Here is a 14,005-nt window from a genome sequence, read left to right as displayed (position 1 = left end):
ATCGTTGCCGGCGAGGGCAGCCAAGCTTGACTTCGGCTGCGGTCGGCGAAAAGATCGAACCACGTGGCCGCCCCAGTTAGAGATGTCACAATCGCGCAAGCGTGTGACATTCAAATCATATCTGGGAAATCTCACTTTGTTGAGCGCTTACGCTGGCGGCACAGCGCGTTGCCAAGCTCAAGGAAGATCCGACTTACCACCATTCAGGAATCCTTCAGTATGGGAGTGACGGAGCTCGCAATCACTGCCTTGCGTCCGAGGGATTTGGAATGGACCGCCGAGACACGCGACCGGCGCGCCAGTCGCTGGCGGAAGATTCTCGGCGATTCGCCGCTTGCCGATTGGCTCGCCGGCTTTTCACCGACTCATCTCTACGTCGGAAGCGAGCTCTGCGAGGAGTTGCTGCCTTCGAGGCGGACCGTGCGGACCGCCATCGACTGCGCGACGGGACGTGGGCTTCAGATTGCGCTTCTGACGCCGATCAGCTCGCCGGGCGCAATACGCCAGCTGGCCGATCTCCTGCCGCTGCTCCCTGATGGCACGGAAGTCATCGTCAACGACTGGGGCGTCGCCTACTTCGCTCGCGAGCACTTTCCCGCACTCGTGCTGGTCGCCGGTCGCCTGCTCTGCAAGATGATCCGGGACCCGCGATTGCCGGGCACCGAATGGGCGCCCCACTGCGCCCACAGCCTCGATTCCGAACACCTGCAGCGCACCTTCCGTCTGGCAGGATTCCGCCGCCTCGAGATCGACGTACCGCCATTTGCGACTGCCGAGTCCTTCTCGCGTCTGCCTCTGCCAGCCGGCGTGCACGTGCCGTTCGCGGTGGTCGCGAAGGGCCGGATGTGCCGCATCGGCTCGATGTCCCGGCAGGGTCCCGAGCGCTTTGCGCCGGGACGCCGGTGTCGCAAAGAATGCCTGCATGTCTCAGCGACGATGACTCGTCCGGCGGCGGTCGACAGCTACCGCACCGTACAGCTCGGCAACACGATTATGAGTCAGCACTCCCGAGGCATGCTCGATGCCGTGGCCACGGCAGTTGCCGACGGGCGCATCACGAGGTTGATCGCGCCGGTGGAGCCGCTGTGAAAATCGTTGCCCCCATCAGCCGGATCCCGGATATCGAAGCAGTGGCGCGGGCGGGCGCGAACGAGCTGTACTGCGGCATCGTCCCCAGAGAGTGGCTGCAGGCGTTTGGAGCGGCCACCGCCAATCGAAGACCAACCGGCAATCTCGCCAGCAGCGAGGACTTGCGGTGCGCAGTGGCCACCGCGCACGAACACGGCTGTACGCTGGCTCTCACCTTGAACGCGCAGCAGTACTCCGCTGATCAGACGGCCGCAGCCCTCGAGATCGCGGCAGCCTTCCTCGAAATGGGCGGCGACGCGCTGATCATCAGTGATCTCGGCCTGATGCAGGCCGTGTCTGAGAGCCTGCCCTCCGCACGCATCCACGTAAGCTCAGTGGCGACTTGTCGCAATGCCAACGCGGTGAGGTTCTACCAGAAGCTCGGCGCCGCGCGGGTGATCCTGCCGCGCGATGTGATGCTCGAGGAAGCCGTCGAGATCGCCGCGGACGTCCCGGATGTCGAGATCGAAGTGTTCGTGCTGAACGACGGGTGTGTGTTTGAGGAAGGTGTGTGCAACACCATCCACCTGCCGAACCAGCTCGGCGGGCCGATCTGTCTCGACAAGTATCACTACGTCTATCGGCGTCGCGACGGGCGCGACCTGAGCGCGCGGCTGCAGCGACTGGCGGCGGAAACGGATCGGGAGTATCAGAAGTGGCTGTGGTATCGCTTTTCCTGCGGGTTCTCGAGCACGCCGGATGGACTGCCTTACGGCCCTTGCGCGCTATGCGCAGTGCCGCGCCTGCGGAGCGGCGGCGTGAGTGCTGTGAAGATCGCCGGGCGCGAGGCGTCCACCGCTCGCAAGGTCGCGAGCGTCAAGATGGTGCGAAAGATTGTGGAGGCGGCAGCTGCCGGCGCGCCGGAGCGGGCGGTCGCGGAGCTGGCCCGGAACCTGCGCCCCTCGCCCGAGCACTGCGCAACCGGCTACATGTGCTACTACCCCGAGGTAGTAACGAGCTTTGTCGAAAATCAGTAAACACTGAGCCCGACACGGCGACCACGGGTGCGAAGCACCCTCACATCAAGGACTCATGCCGTGCCCGCGGCAGGCTCGAAACTCAGGGCGCGTTCAACACACGCTTGTAGACCAGCGCGTCTTCACGGCCGCCCGCGGCCTGATAGTACGCCTTGCGAATGCCGACTTTGACGAAGCCCAGCGACTCGTACAGCTTGATGGCCACCGGGTTGGAGGGGCGCACTTCCAGGAACACGTCCTGCATCTCCGCCTCCTTGGCGCGGCTCAGCAGGAAATCCATCAGGCGCCGGCCGACACCGATGCCGCGCAGGTCGTTGCGAATACAAATATTCAGTATGTGCGCTTCGCCGGCGCCGTAGGACATGATGCCGTAACCGGCGACCTGTCCTTCGAGCTCGACCACGCGGCACAGATAACCGACGCGCACGCAGTCGCGAAACACGCCCTCGCTCCAGGGAAACAAGTACGACGCTCGCTCGACCGTCACCACGGCGGGCACGTCGACCAGCGTCATCGGCCGGAAACGGACCGCTTGATAGAGCGCGCTGCGGTCGATCTCGGCGCTCACGCCATCGCCCCACTTTGCAACGTCTCGAAGGTACGCATGGCCAATAACAGATCGGCCCATGATTTGCGTTTCTCCACCGGACTGCGTAACAGATAAGCCGGATGATAGGTCACCACCATCGGGCGGTTGGTCGCGATTCTATGCACCGTGCCCCGCAACTTCCCAATCGGTGTATCCACATCCAACAAGGTTTGCGCGGCGATGCGCCCGACGCACAGGATCAGCGCCGGATCGACCAGCTCGATCTGGCGGTACAGATAAGGAATGCAGGCACGCACTTCTTCGGGCTTCGGATCGCGATTGTTGGGGGGCCGCGATTTCAGAATGTTGGCGATGAACACCTGTTCCCTGCTCAGGCCCACGGCTTTCAACATGGCATTGAGCAACTGGCCGGCGCGCCCGACGAAAGGCTCGCCTTGCCGATCCTCGTCCACGCCGGGTGCCTCGCCGATGATCATCCAGCGGGCCCGCCGATCGCCGACGCCGAATACACCGTTGGTGCGTGTGGCATGTAGCGGGCACTTCGTGCAGGAACGCACCGCGGTTGCAAGCTCGTCCCAACCCAGGCCCACCACGCCCGATTCATCCAATTCCCGGACCGGCAGCTCTCGAACCGGCGCACGAGGAGTGTCGGCTTCGGCAGCCGGCGCCTTGGCACGAGCCATTGCCGGTGCCATCGACTGCATCGCAGGTTCGGGCGTTGCCTGAATGGGCGCCGGGTCGGCCGCCCGCGACGGAACCGCCTCGGCAACCGCCGCGCGCGCGCTGCCGTCTCGACGTTCCCAGACGTCGATCTCGAGTGCCTTGAGGTAGGCCAGGCGGCGGGAATCCATTGCGAGACGATGCTGTGTGGATGGTTATGGAGGAAGCTTACCGGCAGCCGCCCGGCGAGACCATCGGCAATCGTCAGTCAGGTCGGCGTCTCGGCGACGCGCTTCCTGCGAGTCAGCTTGCGCCACACCCAGTGCAGCGGCGCGGAGGCCGCGTACAGCCCGAACAAGGTGAACAGAGACACCGGCGCCAGCGAGACTGCCACGTAGATCAACGGAATCAGCGCCGCATACACCCAGGGAATGCGGCCCCGCACGTTCAGCTCCTTGCCGCTCCAATAGGAGAACTTGCTGACCATCAGCGCGCCGATACAGATGGTGATGGCGAACGCCAGGGCCAGGGCCGGCAGGCCGGTCACTGGAAACTCGCTGACCAGCCAGATGAAGCTGGCCACCGCGGCCGCGGCCGACGGGCTCGGCAGGCCTTCGAAATAACGCTTGTCCGCCACGGCGGCGCGCGCATTGAAACGGGCCAGGCGCAGGGCCGCGGCTACCGCGTAAAAGAAGCAGGCCAGCCAGCCGAATCGCCCCCAGAAAGTGCCGTAGCCGTAAATGCGCTCGATGCCCCACTGGTACACGACGATGGCCGGCGCCAGGCCGAAGGCGACCATGTCGCAGATGCTGTCGTACTCCTTGCCGAAATCGCTCTGGGTGTTGGTCCAGCGGGCCACCCGTCCGTCCAGGCCATCGGCCAGCATGGCCACGAAAATGGCAATGCCGGCGTTGGAGAAGTTGCCGTCGATGGCCGCGACGATGGCGTAGAAGCCGCCGAACAGCGTGCCGGTGGTGAACAGATTGGGCAGCCAGTACACGCCGCGGCCCGGCCGCTGGTTGGAGTCCTCCACCGGGTCAAGATCGCTGCTGTGATATTCGGCGCTCATGAATTAGCTGGGACGATTAGCTCGGACTCTGGGCCAGTGAATGCGAACGGCGTGGCTTCCATCGCAGGACGGCCGCTGCAGGATGAATGTGTCGCCACGCGCCAGGTTCCGGGAGGTTGCCGCCATTGCAGCTCCCGATCCACCCCTTCCATTTGGGCATGAGTCTCGGCCATGACCTCATGGCGAATCCCGGCTGTGACGCAGCTCGATCTACCGCCGCGGGCGCGCATGATATTGTGCGGCCCGCAACGCGCACAACCTACACGGTTCAGCTCTTTCGTTCAGCTACCTGTTCAGACTCATGGCGTACAGAACAGCGACTGCACCAGGCTGCCTGCTCCTGCTGATGATGGCCTTCATGGCCCTGCCCGCCCTCGCCGATCGCCAGCAAGACCCGGCGCTCGGCCGCTTCCTGCAGAAAACCCTCCAGGAAGCGCCCTGCTTCGAGGATGAATTCGAGAAGAAGGTCTGGCTCGCGGCCATGGAGCCGAAGCTGCTCAAGCTGGTCAAGGACGAGAAAGAGCGCGGCGAGATCCTGCACCACGTGTTTTGCGAGGCGCGCCGCCTGCAGTTGCCGCCGGGGCTGGTCATGGCAGTCATCGACGTGGAAAGCCGTTTCGACCGGTGGGCCGTGTCCTCGGCCGGCGCCGTGGGGCTGATGCAGGTCATGCCGTTCTGGCCCAATCAGCTGGGCATGACCAATCAGGAGCTGGTGCGCATTCCACAGAACGTGCGCATGGGCTGCACCATCCTGAAGTTCTACCTCGATCGGGAAAAAGGCGATTACACCAAGGCGCTGGCGCGCTACAACGGCAGTGTCGGGCGCCGCAACTACTCCGACCTGGTGCTGGTCAGGTTGGCCAATCGCTGGCAGTACCGTTAACTTGGGTTGACGCCAATGGCACTTAGTTAGCGCCCTGCAGTGGTTGGCGGTTAGCGGTTGGGGCAGAACGGAGGCCAGGATTTAGCTCATTTCTGGCTAACCGTAACCGCTATCCGCTATCCGCTATCCGCGAACCGCTGCGACAAAGACGGTTAACTAAGCACCATTGGGGTTAACGCTGCGCGAATCCTACCGGCACGTCGCCGAGATCGTCCAACGACAGCTCCAGCACATCTACGAGCTTCACTTCCGCCGCGGGCGGGCCCTGCCACAACCACTCGAGCAGGGAATGCACTGCCTGGGGCTCACCCACCGCCAGCACTTCCACACGCCCATCGGCCAGATTGCGCGCATAGCCGGAACAGCCAAGCTCGGTGGCCTTGTGCCGGGTGGAAGCGCGGTAGAACACTCCTTGTACCCGGCCGGAAACATAGCAACGGCGCGCGATCAGGGTCGACATGGCGCGAGATTAACCCAGGCGGGCGGGGACGAAAATCGACAAGGCGCGAGAGAAGAATGCTTAGCTGGCGCCGCCGTCGTGGTCGTCCGCGGTGCGCGCCGAGCTGAGGGCTTCGGCGGCCTTGCCTCGGGCGGCAATCGCATCCCGGCGGGCCTGCTTGTAGGCTCGCCGCTGCAGACTGACTTCGGCGCGGTTCAACAAGGCTTCGGCTTCAACCAGCGAAGGCGGTGCGCTGACCGAAGAGCCGGCGGCATCGCGCGCGGCCTTGATGGCCTGCCGGGCATTGCTCATTTCCTGCACGGGAGCGCCTGCGCACGCGGCCAGCCCCATGCACATTCCAAGCATGAGCAAAGTGGAACAACGAAGGACGAGCTGACTTACCATGGCGATTTTTTCAATCGACCGTAGCAATCGCAATCTACACCGTCAAGGCGCCGCTGAATACAATGCAAGCGCCTCGACTGCGAGCCTCGCGTTGCATTCCACCCACATGACGCGTGCAGCGATCGATTTTGGGAGCATCCGCGCGCATGGCTGAAATTCTGGTTTTGTTTTATTCACGCAAAGGCAGCACTGCCGAACTGGCTCGACAGGTTTGCCGAGGCATCGAATCTGTGCCCGGCGCGCGCGCCAGATTGCGCACGGTTCCGCAAGTCACGGCGGTGATAGAGCAACCAGAACCCGCCGTGCCGAGCGAAGGCCCGCCATTCGCCACGCATGACGACCTGCGCGAGTGCGACGGCCTGGTCATGGGCAGCCCCACCCGCTTCGGCAACATGGCCGCGCCGCTGAAGTATTTTCTGGACGGCACCAGCGCGTTGTGGGCCAGTGGCGCATTGGCTGGAAAACCGGCCGGCGTATTTACGTCCACACAGACCATGCACGGCGGTCAGGAAACCACCTTGATGAGCATGATGATGCCGCTGATCCATCACGGCATGTACATCGTCGGGCTGCCTTACACGGAACCGGCGCTGACACAGACGCGCGCCGGCGGCTCGCCGTATGGCGCCAGTCATGTTGTAGGTTCCAACGCCCCGGGCAAGCTCACGGATGACGAACGTGTGCTCGCCTCACTGCTGGGCAAGCGAGTCGCCGAGCTTGCAGTCCGGCTCGGCAACGCCCGATGAGCATCACCGCCGAGGTGCTGGCGCAGCGCGCCCGGATAGCGGTCGTGTCCACTCTCAGTGCATTGATCGCGGGTCTCATCATCTGGCGTGTCCGGACGGGCCTGAGCGTCGGCGATGTCGTGCTCATCGTTGTACTGATATTGCCCTTGCTCGTCGCACTGCCCCGCCTGCTGGCGGGTCACCGGCGCACCTATGCGTGGATGACGCTCGCGGTCACGCCTTTTCTGGTGGTAGGGATCACCGAAGCTGTCGCCAATCCGTCGCAGCGAGTATGGGCCGCGCTTTGCATCATGATCGCATTCTTGTTGTTCGTGTTGCTGATCGCGTATCTGCGAGTCACGCGTCAGCAGAGCTAATCGGCCAGGCGCCGCTCCAGCACTTCCTTCACGAACGGCACGGTCAGCCGCCGTTGCGCTATCAATGACGCCGCATCGAGCTCATCGAGCACGGCATAGAGGTGAGTCATGTCTCGGGGCAACCGCCTCAACATGAACTGCGCGGTTTCGTCGGGCAGCTCGAGGCCGCGCAGCTGAGCCCGTAGCTGCAACGCGGATATCTGTTCGGGTTCGTCCAACGCTTGCAGCGTCAATACCAACCCGCCATTCAAGCGCGAGCCGAGATCGCGGAGCTTGAACGGTAGGGCGGCGGGCGGCGTGGCACCGGAGACGAGCAAGCGCGCGTCACGTTCCTGCAGCTCTTGATGCAAACGAAACAAGGCGCGCTCCCAATTCTCGCGCCCCGCGATCACCTGCGCGTCATCGAGGCAAACGACGGACAGATCGCCAAAGCCCGCCAGCACTTCTTCGCCAAGCGAGATCACATCGGGCAGCGGCAGATACGCAGCGCTGCGCCCTTCGCGGCTGGCTCGCGCGCAAACAGCCTGTAACAAATGAGTCTTGCCAGTGCCCTGCGCGCCATGAATCCAGATGCACGTCGGCGTGCCTGTTTGTTTCGAGGCACGACTTTCGATTGCGAGAAACGTGAGCAAGGCATCGACCACCGGTTGGTTGCGGCCGGCGAAATAACTTTCGAATACCGAGCTGTCCGGTAGACGAATGCCGAGCGGCAGTTGTCCTGGTGAACGCACCATCACGCGAGGCCGCGTTTGCGCCGGCTCGCCTCGATTGCCTTGCGCGTGTAAGTCAGGACGTAATCGATGCCGCTCACCACGGTGGTCACGAACACCAGCGCACCGAGGACCAGCAGTGCTGTATCTGGCGTCCACTCGCCAGCCTTCGCCGCGACCGCGAGCAGCAGATACAGGATCTGGCACAGCGTGTTTATCTTGCTGATGAAGGTGGGATTGCCCTGCGGGTCCCCATAAAGGGCGTTGTAAGTAATGGCTCCCGCGGTGATCGTGACATCGCGCAGGACCGCGGTCGCCGCGAGCCACACCGGCACGATGTCGAGCACGGCCAGGATGATGAACACGCTGACCAGCAGGATCTTGTCTGCCAGCGGATCGAGAATCTTGCCCAGCTCCGACCTCCAGCCGCAGCGCTTGGCAAGAAAGCCGTCGAGACCATCAGTGAGGCCCGCGAATGCGAAGACCCACAACGTGAGCCCGTATTCGCCGATGCCCAGCAGCCATGCGATGGGCACGACCAGCAACATGCGCAGAATGCACAGTGCATTGGGAATATGCCGCATGGCGTGCCGGGATCGAGCCTGATTGAAGTTCGTTAGGTTCGGTCGAGGACGATGGTCTATGGGCGATAACGGAAGGTGAGCCGCTCGCCCGCCGGTGCCGTCTGGTCGTCCTGCGAGACCAGTCGGCTATCGAGCGCGATGGCGCGACGCAAAGTCGCCGCATCACCGCGCACGGCGAGCTTGAAGCGCATGGTGTCGCCCGAGACTTGTTCCAGCGCGACGGAACGCACCAGCGTCATGCCTTCCAGATAGTTCAACGTGCTCGCATAGGCGTCGAGATCGCCGATGCCCGACACCTCGACGAGAACGTTGCCGAGCGAAGAACCCGACGCCGCGAACACGCGAGCAAACGTATCGGCCGCCATGTGAACCCCGTCATCCAGGCCGCCGCTGATCTGTGAAGCGCCGTCCACCGTGACCAGCGTCCACCGCACCATGCCGCCTTGTACGCGACCGAGCAGCGCCGCGTTGGCGCCATAGCGCTCGGCTTCCTCGAGCGCGTTCGACTCGCCGATTCCCTGCGGATCGACTGCCGGCCACTTCAGCGGCAAACCGCGCGCGCGGGCCGCTCTACCGAGGACGTCCTTTTGCGCGTTGGGCTGATCGCCGGTGATCCAATGCGCGTAACCGTCCGGCTCGATCACGTTCAGCAACACGAGCGTGGCGGGCCGCTCGCGGCCCCAGATGGGCAGACCGGCTTCCTGCAGCATGCGGTCCACCGACACACTGTCGAACCCCACTTGCAGCACATTGTCGACGGTAAAGCCGAAGCGTTGGACATACTTGCGTGGATCGTTCAGAGCCGCCCCCAGGCGCTCCGGCGCATCGCGCTGGCCGCTGACGCGGATCACCACGGTCTTCAGTGCTTCGACGAACGCAGCGTCCCGCGCATTGTTCAGGACCGGCTGATCGGCCTCGTAAAGGTCGCTCAGCGTGACCGCGCCCACGGGCGTCGCGATCGTGGCCAGTATCCAGGTCACGCACAACGACAGCCGGCGGAGCAACGCCCTAGTCCCGATCATCTGCCCTACCCATCCTTTAAAAAAGACACGCGAATCGCGGCCGTTAAGCTTCACAGCCCCATCGGCCGCGACGGCGTGTAAAATAACACAGCCCACATCCACTCCCGCCCTCAGCCCCGTCCGATAATTCCGACCCATGCAACCCTCCGAGCCCATCACCTACAAGGACGCTGGCGTCGACATCGAAGCCGGCGACGAACTGGTCGAACGCATCAAGCCGGCGGTCAAGCGCTCGATGCGGCCCGAAGTGCTGGGCGGCCTGGGCGGCTTCGGCGCGCTGTTCGAAATTCCGCTGGACCGCTACAAGAAACCGGTGCTGGTATCGGGCACCGACGGCGTCGGCACCAAGCTGCGCCTGGCCATCGAGACCGGCCGGCACGGCACCATCGGCATCGACCTGGTCGCGATGTGTGTCAACGACGTCGTGGTGCAGGGCGCCGAGCCCTTGTTCTTCCTGGACTACTACGCCACCGGCAAGCTCAGCGTCGATGTCGCCGAGACGGTGGTCAAGGGCATCGTCGAAGGCTGCGTTCAGGCAGGCGCCGCGTTGATCGGCGGCGAGACTGCCGAAATGCCGGGAATGTATGCGGATGGCGACTACGACCTCGCCGGTTTCTGCGTCGGCATCGTCGAGAAGGATCACATCATCGACGGCCGCAACACGCGCCCCGGCGACGTCATCATCGGCCTGCCCTCTTCGGGCCCGCACTCGAACGGCTACTCGCTGATCCGCAAGCTGCTGAAGACCAGCAAGGCCACCACCGCCACGAAGCTCGAAGGCGGCCTGCTGTACGACGCGCTGCTTGCGCCAACTCGCATTTACGTCAAACCGTTGCTGGAACTGACCAAGGTCGTGCCGGTACACAGCTTTGCTCACATCACTGGTGGCGGCCTGACTGAAAACATTCCGCGCGTTCTCCCGCACGGCCTGGAAGTGATGCTGAGCTCGCAGACATGGCAACTGCCGGCGGTGTTCGACTGGCTGCAAAAGGCCGGCAGCATTCCCGAAGCGGAGATGTATCGCACCTTCAACTGCGGCATCGGCATGACGGTGTGCGTCGCTGCCGAACATTGCGACAAGGCCATTCGCTCGCTCACCGATCATGGCGAGAAGCCGGTGGTCATCGGCGAAGTGCGCCGGGGCGACGGCGGCGTCGTCATTCGCCGTTAACTCGCCTGCTGCAGTCCAGATCAGGATGACTTCCGCTGCCAGCGGCTCGCCGCAACAGAAACTTCCGATCGTCATCCTGATTTCAGGTCGCGGCACCAATATGCACGCGATCGCTCAGCAGGCGGCGAGCGGTGCTGTCCCGGTCGAGATTCGCGCGGTCATCAGCGACAAGGCCGAGGCGGCGGGACTTGCGACGGCCGCAGCGATGAACATTCCCACTCGCTCGCTGTCGGCGCGCGACTTTCCGGACCGAGCGAGTTACGACCAGGCGCTCGCCGCGCTGGTTGCGAGCTTCGAGCCGCAGTTGGTGGTGCTCGCCGGCTTCATGCGAATTCTCAGCCCCGGCTTCATCGCCGCCTTCGCCGATCGCATCCTGAACATTCATCCGTCGCTGCTGCCGCTGTATCGCGGCCTGCACACGCATCGGCGCGCACTCGAGGCCGGTGATGCTTTGCACGGCTGCAGCGTGCATTTCGTCACCGAGGAACTTGACGGTGGGCCGCTCGTTATTCAAGCGCAGGTGAAAGTACGGCCGGATGACAGCGAAAGCACGCTTTCAGCGCGAGTTCAGCAGCAGGAATACAGGATCTATTCGCAAGCCATCGACTGGTTCGCGCGCGGGCGCTTGCAACTGCGCGAGCAGCGAGCCTGGCTCGATGGCCGGCCGTTGGATACTCCAGTAGTCATTTCCGCGGACGACTGACGAGGTACTGAATGCGGCGACTGGCTCGGTGGACTACATATTCATTCGCATGTTTGTTTGCGGTGCTGTCGTTCGCAACCGCCGCGAGGTCCGACGCCATTCTCCCCAAGCCCGTCACCGCCACGTATGAAGTGAGCTATCGCGGCATGCGCGCCGGACAGCTGACGTTCAAGCTCTCACGCGACGAAGCGACCGGCCGTTATATCTACGAAACCACCGCAAACCCATCGCTGCTCGCACGGTTCGTCGTCAGCAGCGCCGCAGTGGAACGCAGCGTGATGGAAATCGGTCCGGACGGCGTGCGGCCCATTCAATGGCAGCTGGAGGATGGCAAGTCCAGCACCGCCCGGGACGGGCGACTGCAGTTTGATTGGAACAACCAGGTCGCCACCGGCGAAATCGAGGGCGAGAAGATCGAGCTGCCCCTGGAAGACGGACTGCAGGATCGACTGTCCATCCAGATCCAGGTGGTAACTTCACTGCTGCGCGGCCAGGAACCCGGTGTCATCCCGCTCATCGATGACAACCGCATCAAACGCTACAGCTACGAGAAAAAAGACACCGCCACGATCGACACCAAGCTCGGCAAGCTCGACACCATCCTCTACGAAAGCACCCGCCAGGGCTCCAACCGCCAGTCCCGCTTCTGGCTGGTCCCCAAGATGGAATACCTCGCCGCCCGCGCCGAACAGGTGCGCAAAGGCAAGGTCGAGACGGTCATGACGTTGCTGTCGGTCCAGTAAGCCGCAGCGCATTCTCTCGCGGGCGGCTCACCGTATCGCGCTTACGCGCGCGGCAGAGTGACGCCTTGCTGGCCTTGGTATTTGCCGCCGCGGTCCTTGTATGAGGTTTCACAGACCTCGTCGGATTCCAGGAACAGCATCTGCGCGACGCCTTCGTTCGCGTAGATCTTGGCAGGCAGGGTCGTGGTGTTGGAGAACTCCAGGGTGACGTGGCCTTCCCATTCCGGTTCCAGCGGCGTGACATTCACGATGATGCCGCAGCGGGCGTAGGTGGACTTGCCGAGGCAGATCGTCAGCACGTTGCGCGGAATGCGGAAGTACTCGACGGTGCGGGCCAGCGCGAAAGAGTTCGGCGGGATGATACAAACCTCCGAAGTCACATCCACGAAGCTCTTCGAATCGAAGTTCTTCGGGTCCACGATGGTGGAATTGATGTTGGTGAAGATCTTGAACTCGTTCGCGCAGCGGACGTCGTAGCCGTAGCTCGACGTGCCGTACGAGATGATCTTGCCCTCCACGCCATCCTTGCGGACGGTGCGGACCTGCCCGGCTTCGAACGGCTCGATCATCCCGGAGGCGGCCATGCGACGGATCCAGCGATCGGATTTGATGCTCATTAGGAGATGTGAGAAGTGATGAATGACGGGTAATGAAACAAGAGCCGGAGTAAACCCGAGCGCCGCTCAAGTATCTTCGGTCGAGATGTTGGGGAACGCGGCGGTGGGTTGCAAGCCGGTCACGACCAGGCGCGCCGCCGTCCGGCGCGCCAGATCGATATAAGCCTGGCCCAGCTTGCTGTCGGGCTCGGCAACCACGGTCGGCCGGCCGCCATCGACCTGCTCGCGAATGCGAATATCCAGAGGCAATTGCGCCAGCAGCTCGACACCATATTGTTGCGCCATGCGCTGCCCCCCGCCCGCGCCGAAGATGTGCTCCTCGAAACCGCAATTGGAGCAGACATGCGTGCTCATGTTCTCGACCACGCCCAGCACCGGCACCGCCACCTTCTCGAACATTCGCAGCCCCTTGCGGGCATCCAGCAGCGCGATGTCCTGCGGCGTGGTCACGATCACCGCGCCGCTCACCGGCACGCGCTGTGACAGCGTCAGCTGCGTATCGCCAGTGCCGGGCGGCATGTCCACGATCAGATAATCCAGCTCGCCCCAGCGAGTCGTCTCGAGCAATTGCACCAGCGCCTGGGTCACCATCGGCCCGCGCCAGACCATGGGCTGCTCGACATCCACCAGGAAGCCGATGGACATCACCTTGATGCCATAGGCCTCGGGCGCAATCATGGTCCGCTGGTCGGGACTGGTGGGCTTCTCCTGGCTCAGGCCCATCATCTGCGGCTGGCTCGGCCCGTAGATATCGGCATCCAGCAGCCCCACGGCTGCACCATCATGAGCCAGACCCAACGCCAGGTTGGCCGCGGTGGTCGACTTGCCAACGCCACCCTTGCCCGACGCTACGGCAATGATGTTGCGGATGCCCTGAATGGGCTTGAGATTGTTCTGCACGCTATGAGATACGACGCGCCAGGCGACATCGATCTTCACTTGCGTGATCCAGGGCAGCGAGCGGGCGAGCCGCTCCAATTCGGCCGCGAGCTGCGCGGCGTAGCGCCCCGCTGGAAAGCCCAGCTCCACACTCACGTGTGCGCTGCCGTTGCTGACCTGCACTGCCTTGAGGGTTCCCGCCCGGTCGAGCGTCAGGCCAAGATAAGGGTCCACGTAGCTGCCCAGCAGCTGACGTAGCTCGGATTCGGGAGGCGTGTTGGCGGAGCTCATCGCATTGAACGTTCAGGCAGCCGTGGAGGTCCGGACCCATGGAGGTTGGACGTGGCCGCGAATTGTAGCGGA

The 14,005-nt window shown here is 63.5% G+C and carries 18 protein-coding genes; 8 read left to right on the top strand and 10 right to left on the bottom strand.

Translation table 11 applies throughout. From position 1 onward, the window contains the following. The first annotated feature begins 219 nt into the window (after positions 1-219). Both VGE08_RS16895 and VGE08_RS16890 read left to right on the top strand, forming a co-directional pair. Positions 220-1,089, top strand: a complete 870-nt coding sequence (locus tag VGE08_RS16895) for a hypothetical protein (protein WP_349258724.1) — start codon at positions 220-222, stop codon at positions 1,087-1,089. Further along, a complete protein-coding gene (locus VGE08_RS16890) occupies positions 1,086-2,105 on the top strand; it encodes a U32 family peptidase (RefSeq protein WP_331069085.1) in 1,020 nt (339 codons plus the stop codon). Before VGE08_RS16895 ends, VGE08_RS16890 begins: the two co-directional genes overlap by 4 nt. An 82-nt stretch (positions 2,106-2,187) precedes the next feature. Here the strand turns inward: VGE08_RS16890 and rimI are convergent, their stop codons facing one another. The 3 genes from rimI to pssA all read right to left on the bottom strand — a co-directional run bounded on the left by rimI (position 2,188) and on the right by pssA (position 4,384). Beyond that, positions 2,188-2,673, bottom strand: coding sequence for a ribosomal protein S18-alanine N-acetyltransferase (rimI, locus tag VGE08_RS16885; protein WP_331069084.1), 486 nt, complete (start codon positions 2,671-2,673; stop codon positions 2,188-2,190). Then, complete coding sequence (locus tag VGE08_RS16880; protein WP_331069083.1) at positions 2,670-3,506, bottom strand: uracil-DNA glycosylase; 837 nt, start codon at positions 3,504-3,506, stop codon at positions 2,670-2,672. Before VGE08_RS16880 ends, rimI begins: the two co-directional genes overlap by 4 nt. 77 nt (positions 3,507-3,583) lie before the next feature. Further along, entirely contained in the window at positions 3,584-4,384 is an 801-nt protein-coding gene (gene pssA / locus VGE08_RS16875; protein WP_331069082.1) for a CDP-diacylglycerol--serine O-phosphatidyltransferase, read from the bottom strand. Positions 4,385-4,685: 301 nt separating this feature from the next. On the opposite strand from pssA, the gene VGE08_RS16870 reads away from it, so the two are divergent. Further along, positions 4,686-5,267, top strand: a complete 582-nt coding sequence (locus VGE08_RS16870; protein WP_331069081.1) for a transglycosylase SLT domain-containing protein — start codon at positions 4,686-4,688, stop codon at positions 5,265-5,267. A gap of 172 nt (positions 5,268-5,439) precedes the next feature. On the opposite strand, the gene VGE08_RS16865 is transcribed toward VGE08_RS16870, so the two are convergent. Both VGE08_RS16865 and VGE08_RS16860 read right to left on the bottom strand, forming a co-directional pair. Further along, positions 5,440-5,727 carry an acylphosphatase gene (locus VGE08_RS16865; RefSeq protein WP_331069080.1) on the bottom strand — a complete coding sequence of 96 codons (288 nt, stop codon included), beginning with the start codon at positions 5,725-5,727 and terminating at the stop codon, positions 5,440-5,442. A 60-nt stretch (positions 5,728-5,787) separates the two neighbouring features. Then, on the bottom strand, positions 5,788-6,057 hold the full coding sequence (locus VGE08_RS16860; protein ID WP_331069079.1) for a DUF4398 domain-containing protein: 270 nt from the start codon (positions 6,055-6,057) through the stop codon (positions 5,788-5,790). Positions 6,058-6,257: 200 nt separating this feature from the next. On the opposite strand from VGE08_RS16860, the gene wrbA reads away from it, so the two are divergent. Both wrbA and VGE08_RS16850 read left to right on the top strand, forming a co-directional pair. Beyond that, the gene (gene wrbA, locus VGE08_RS16855; protein ID WP_331069078.1) at positions 6,258-6,857 is read left to right on the top strand and encodes an NAD(P)H:quinone oxidoreductase; all 600 of its coding nucleotides are present in this window, start codon (positions 6,258-6,260) and stop codon (positions 6,855-6,857) included. Then, on the top strand, positions 6,854-7,213 hold the full coding sequence (locus tag VGE08_RS16850; protein WP_331069077.1) for a DUF2069 domain-containing protein: 360 nt from the start codon (positions 6,854-6,856) through the stop codon (positions 7,211-7,213). The genes wrbA and VGE08_RS16850 overlap by 4 nt, the downstream gene beginning before the upstream one ends. Here VGE08_RS16850 and hda read toward each other — a convergent pair. Genes hda through VGE08_RS16835 form a run of 3 tightly spaced genes read right to left on the bottom strand, consistent with a single transcriptional unit; the run spans position 7,210 to position 9,529 of the window. Next, positions 7,210-7,947, bottom strand: a complete 738-nt coding sequence (gene hda / locus VGE08_RS16845; protein WP_331069076.1) for a DnaA regulatory inactivator Hda — start codon at positions 7,945-7,947, stop codon at positions 7,210-7,212. The genes VGE08_RS16850 and hda overlap by 4 nt on opposite strands. Beyond that, positions 7,947-8,507: a CDP-alcohol phosphatidyltransferase family protein gene (locus tag VGE08_RS16840; RefSeq protein ID WP_331069075.1), complete on the bottom strand. Its 561-nt coding sequence runs from the start codon at positions 8,505-8,507 to the stop codon at positions 7,947-7,949. The genes hda and VGE08_RS16840 overlap by 1 nt, the downstream gene beginning before the upstream one ends. 56 nt (positions 8,508-8,563) lie before the next feature. Next, positions 8,564-9,529, bottom strand: a complete 966-nt coding sequence (locus VGE08_RS16835) for a DUF2066 domain-containing protein (RefSeq protein ID WP_331069074.1) — start codon at positions 9,527-9,529, stop codon at positions 8,564-8,566. A 136-nt stretch (positions 9,530-9,665) separates the two neighbouring features. On the opposite strand from VGE08_RS16835, the gene purM reads away from it, so the two are divergent. From purM to VGE08_RS16820, 3 genes are read left to right on the top strand one after another with little or no spacing between them, the layout of a single operon-like run. Continuing rightward, positions 9,666-10,700, top strand: coding sequence for a phosphoribosylformylglycinamidine cyclo-ligase (gene purM / locus VGE08_RS16830; protein ID WP_331069073.1), 1,035 nt, complete (start codon positions 9,666-9,668; stop codon positions 10,698-10,700). A gap of 25 nt (positions 10,701-10,725) precedes the next feature. Further along, the gene (purN, locus tag VGE08_RS16825) at positions 10,726-11,403 is read left to right on the top strand and encodes a phosphoribosylglycinamide formyltransferase (protein ID WP_331069072.1); all 678 of its coding nucleotides are present in this window, start codon (positions 10,726-10,728) and stop codon (positions 11,401-11,403) included. An 11-nt stretch (positions 11,404-11,414) separates the two neighbouring features. Beyond that, positions 11,415-12,146, top strand: a complete 732-nt coding sequence (locus VGE08_RS16820; protein ID WP_331069071.1) for a DUF3108 domain-containing protein — start codon at positions 11,415-11,417, stop codon at positions 12,144-12,146. A 41-nt stretch (positions 12,147-12,187) separates the two neighbouring features. On the opposite strand, the gene dcd is transcribed toward VGE08_RS16820, so the two are convergent. Continuing rightward, positions 12,188-12,763, bottom strand: a complete 576-nt coding sequence (dcd, locus tag VGE08_RS16815) for a dCTP deaminase (RefSeq protein WP_331069070.1) — start codon at positions 12,761-12,763, stop codon at positions 12,188-12,190. Positions 12,764-12,829: 66 nt separating this feature from the next. Further along, positions 12,830-13,933 (bottom strand): iron-sulfur cluster carrier protein ApbC, encoded by a 1,104-nt coding sequence (gene apbC, locus VGE08_RS16810; protein WP_331069069.1) that lies wholly within the window; start codon positions 13,931-13,933, stop codon positions 12,830-12,832. Between the last annotated feature and the right edge of the window lie 72 nt (positions 13,934-14,005).

Origin of the sequence: Steroidobacter sp., assembly GCF_036406195.1 — a bacterium.
Taxonomy (GTDB): domain Bacteria; phylum Pseudomonadota; class Gammaproteobacteria; order Steroidobacterales; family Steroidobacteraceae; genus Steroidobacter.
This window is presented reverse-complemented; position numbering and strand designations above follow the sequence as displayed.

Coding starts and splice junctions, on each gene's coding strand:
- VGE08_RS16895 (WP_349258724.1), top strand. CDS start 220: ATGGGAGTGACGGAGCTCGCAATCACTGCCTTGCGTCCGAGGGATTTG.
- VGE08_RS16880 (WP_331069083.1), bottom strand. CDS start 3,506: ATGGATTCCCGCCGCCTGGCCTACCTCAAGGCACTCGAGATCGACGTC.
- pssA (WP_331069082.1), bottom strand. CDS start 4,384: ATGAGCGCCGAATATCACAGCAGCGATCTTGACCCGGTGGAGGACTCC.
- VGE08_RS16870 (WP_331069081.1), top strand. CDS start 4,686: ATGGCGTACAGAACAGCGACTGCACCAGGCTGCCTGCTCCTGCTGATG.
- VGE08_RS16865 (WP_331069080.1), bottom strand. CDS start 5,727: ATGTCGACCCTGATCGCGCGCCGTTGCTATGTTTCCGGCCGGGTACAA.
- VGE08_RS16860 (WP_331069079.1), bottom strand. CDS start 6,057: ATGGGGCTGGCCGCGTGCGCAGGCGCTCCCGTGCAGGAAATGAGCAAT.
- wrbA (WP_331069078.1), top strand. CDS start 6,258: ATGGCTGAAATTCTGGTTTTGTTTTATTCACGCAAAGGCAGCACTGCC.
- VGE08_RS16850 (WP_331069077.1), top strand. CDS start 6,854: ATGAGCATCACCGCCGAGGTGCTGGCGCAGCGCGCCCGGATAGCGGTC.
- hda (WP_331069076.1), bottom strand. CDS start 7,947: ATGGTGCGTTCACCAGGACAACTGCCGCTCGGCATTCGTCTACCGGAC.
- VGE08_RS16840 (WP_331069075.1), bottom strand. CDS start 8,507: ATGCGGCATATTCCCAATGCACTGTGCATTCTGCGCATGTTGCTGGTC.
- VGE08_RS16835 (WP_331069074.1), bottom strand. CDS start 9,529: ATGATCGGGACTAGGGCGTTGCTCCGCCGGCTGTCGTTGTGCGTGACC.
- purM (WP_331069073.1), top strand. CDS start 9,666: ATGCAACCCTCCGAGCCCATCACCTACAAGGACGCTGGCGTCGACATC.
- purN (WP_331069072.1), top strand. CDS start 10,726: ATGACTTCCGCTGCCAGCGGCTCGCCGCAACAGAAACTTCCGATCGTC.
- VGE08_RS16820 (WP_331069071.1), top strand. CDS start 11,415: ATGCGGCGACTGGCTCGGTGGACTACATATTCATTCGCATGTTTGTTT.
- dcd (WP_331069070.1), bottom strand. CDS start 12,763: ATGAGCATCAAATCCGATCGCTGGATCCGTCGCATGGCCGCCTCCGGG.
- apbC (WP_331069069.1), bottom strand. CDS start 13,933: ATGAGCTCCGCCAACACGCCTCCCGAATCCGAGCTACGTCAGCTGCTG.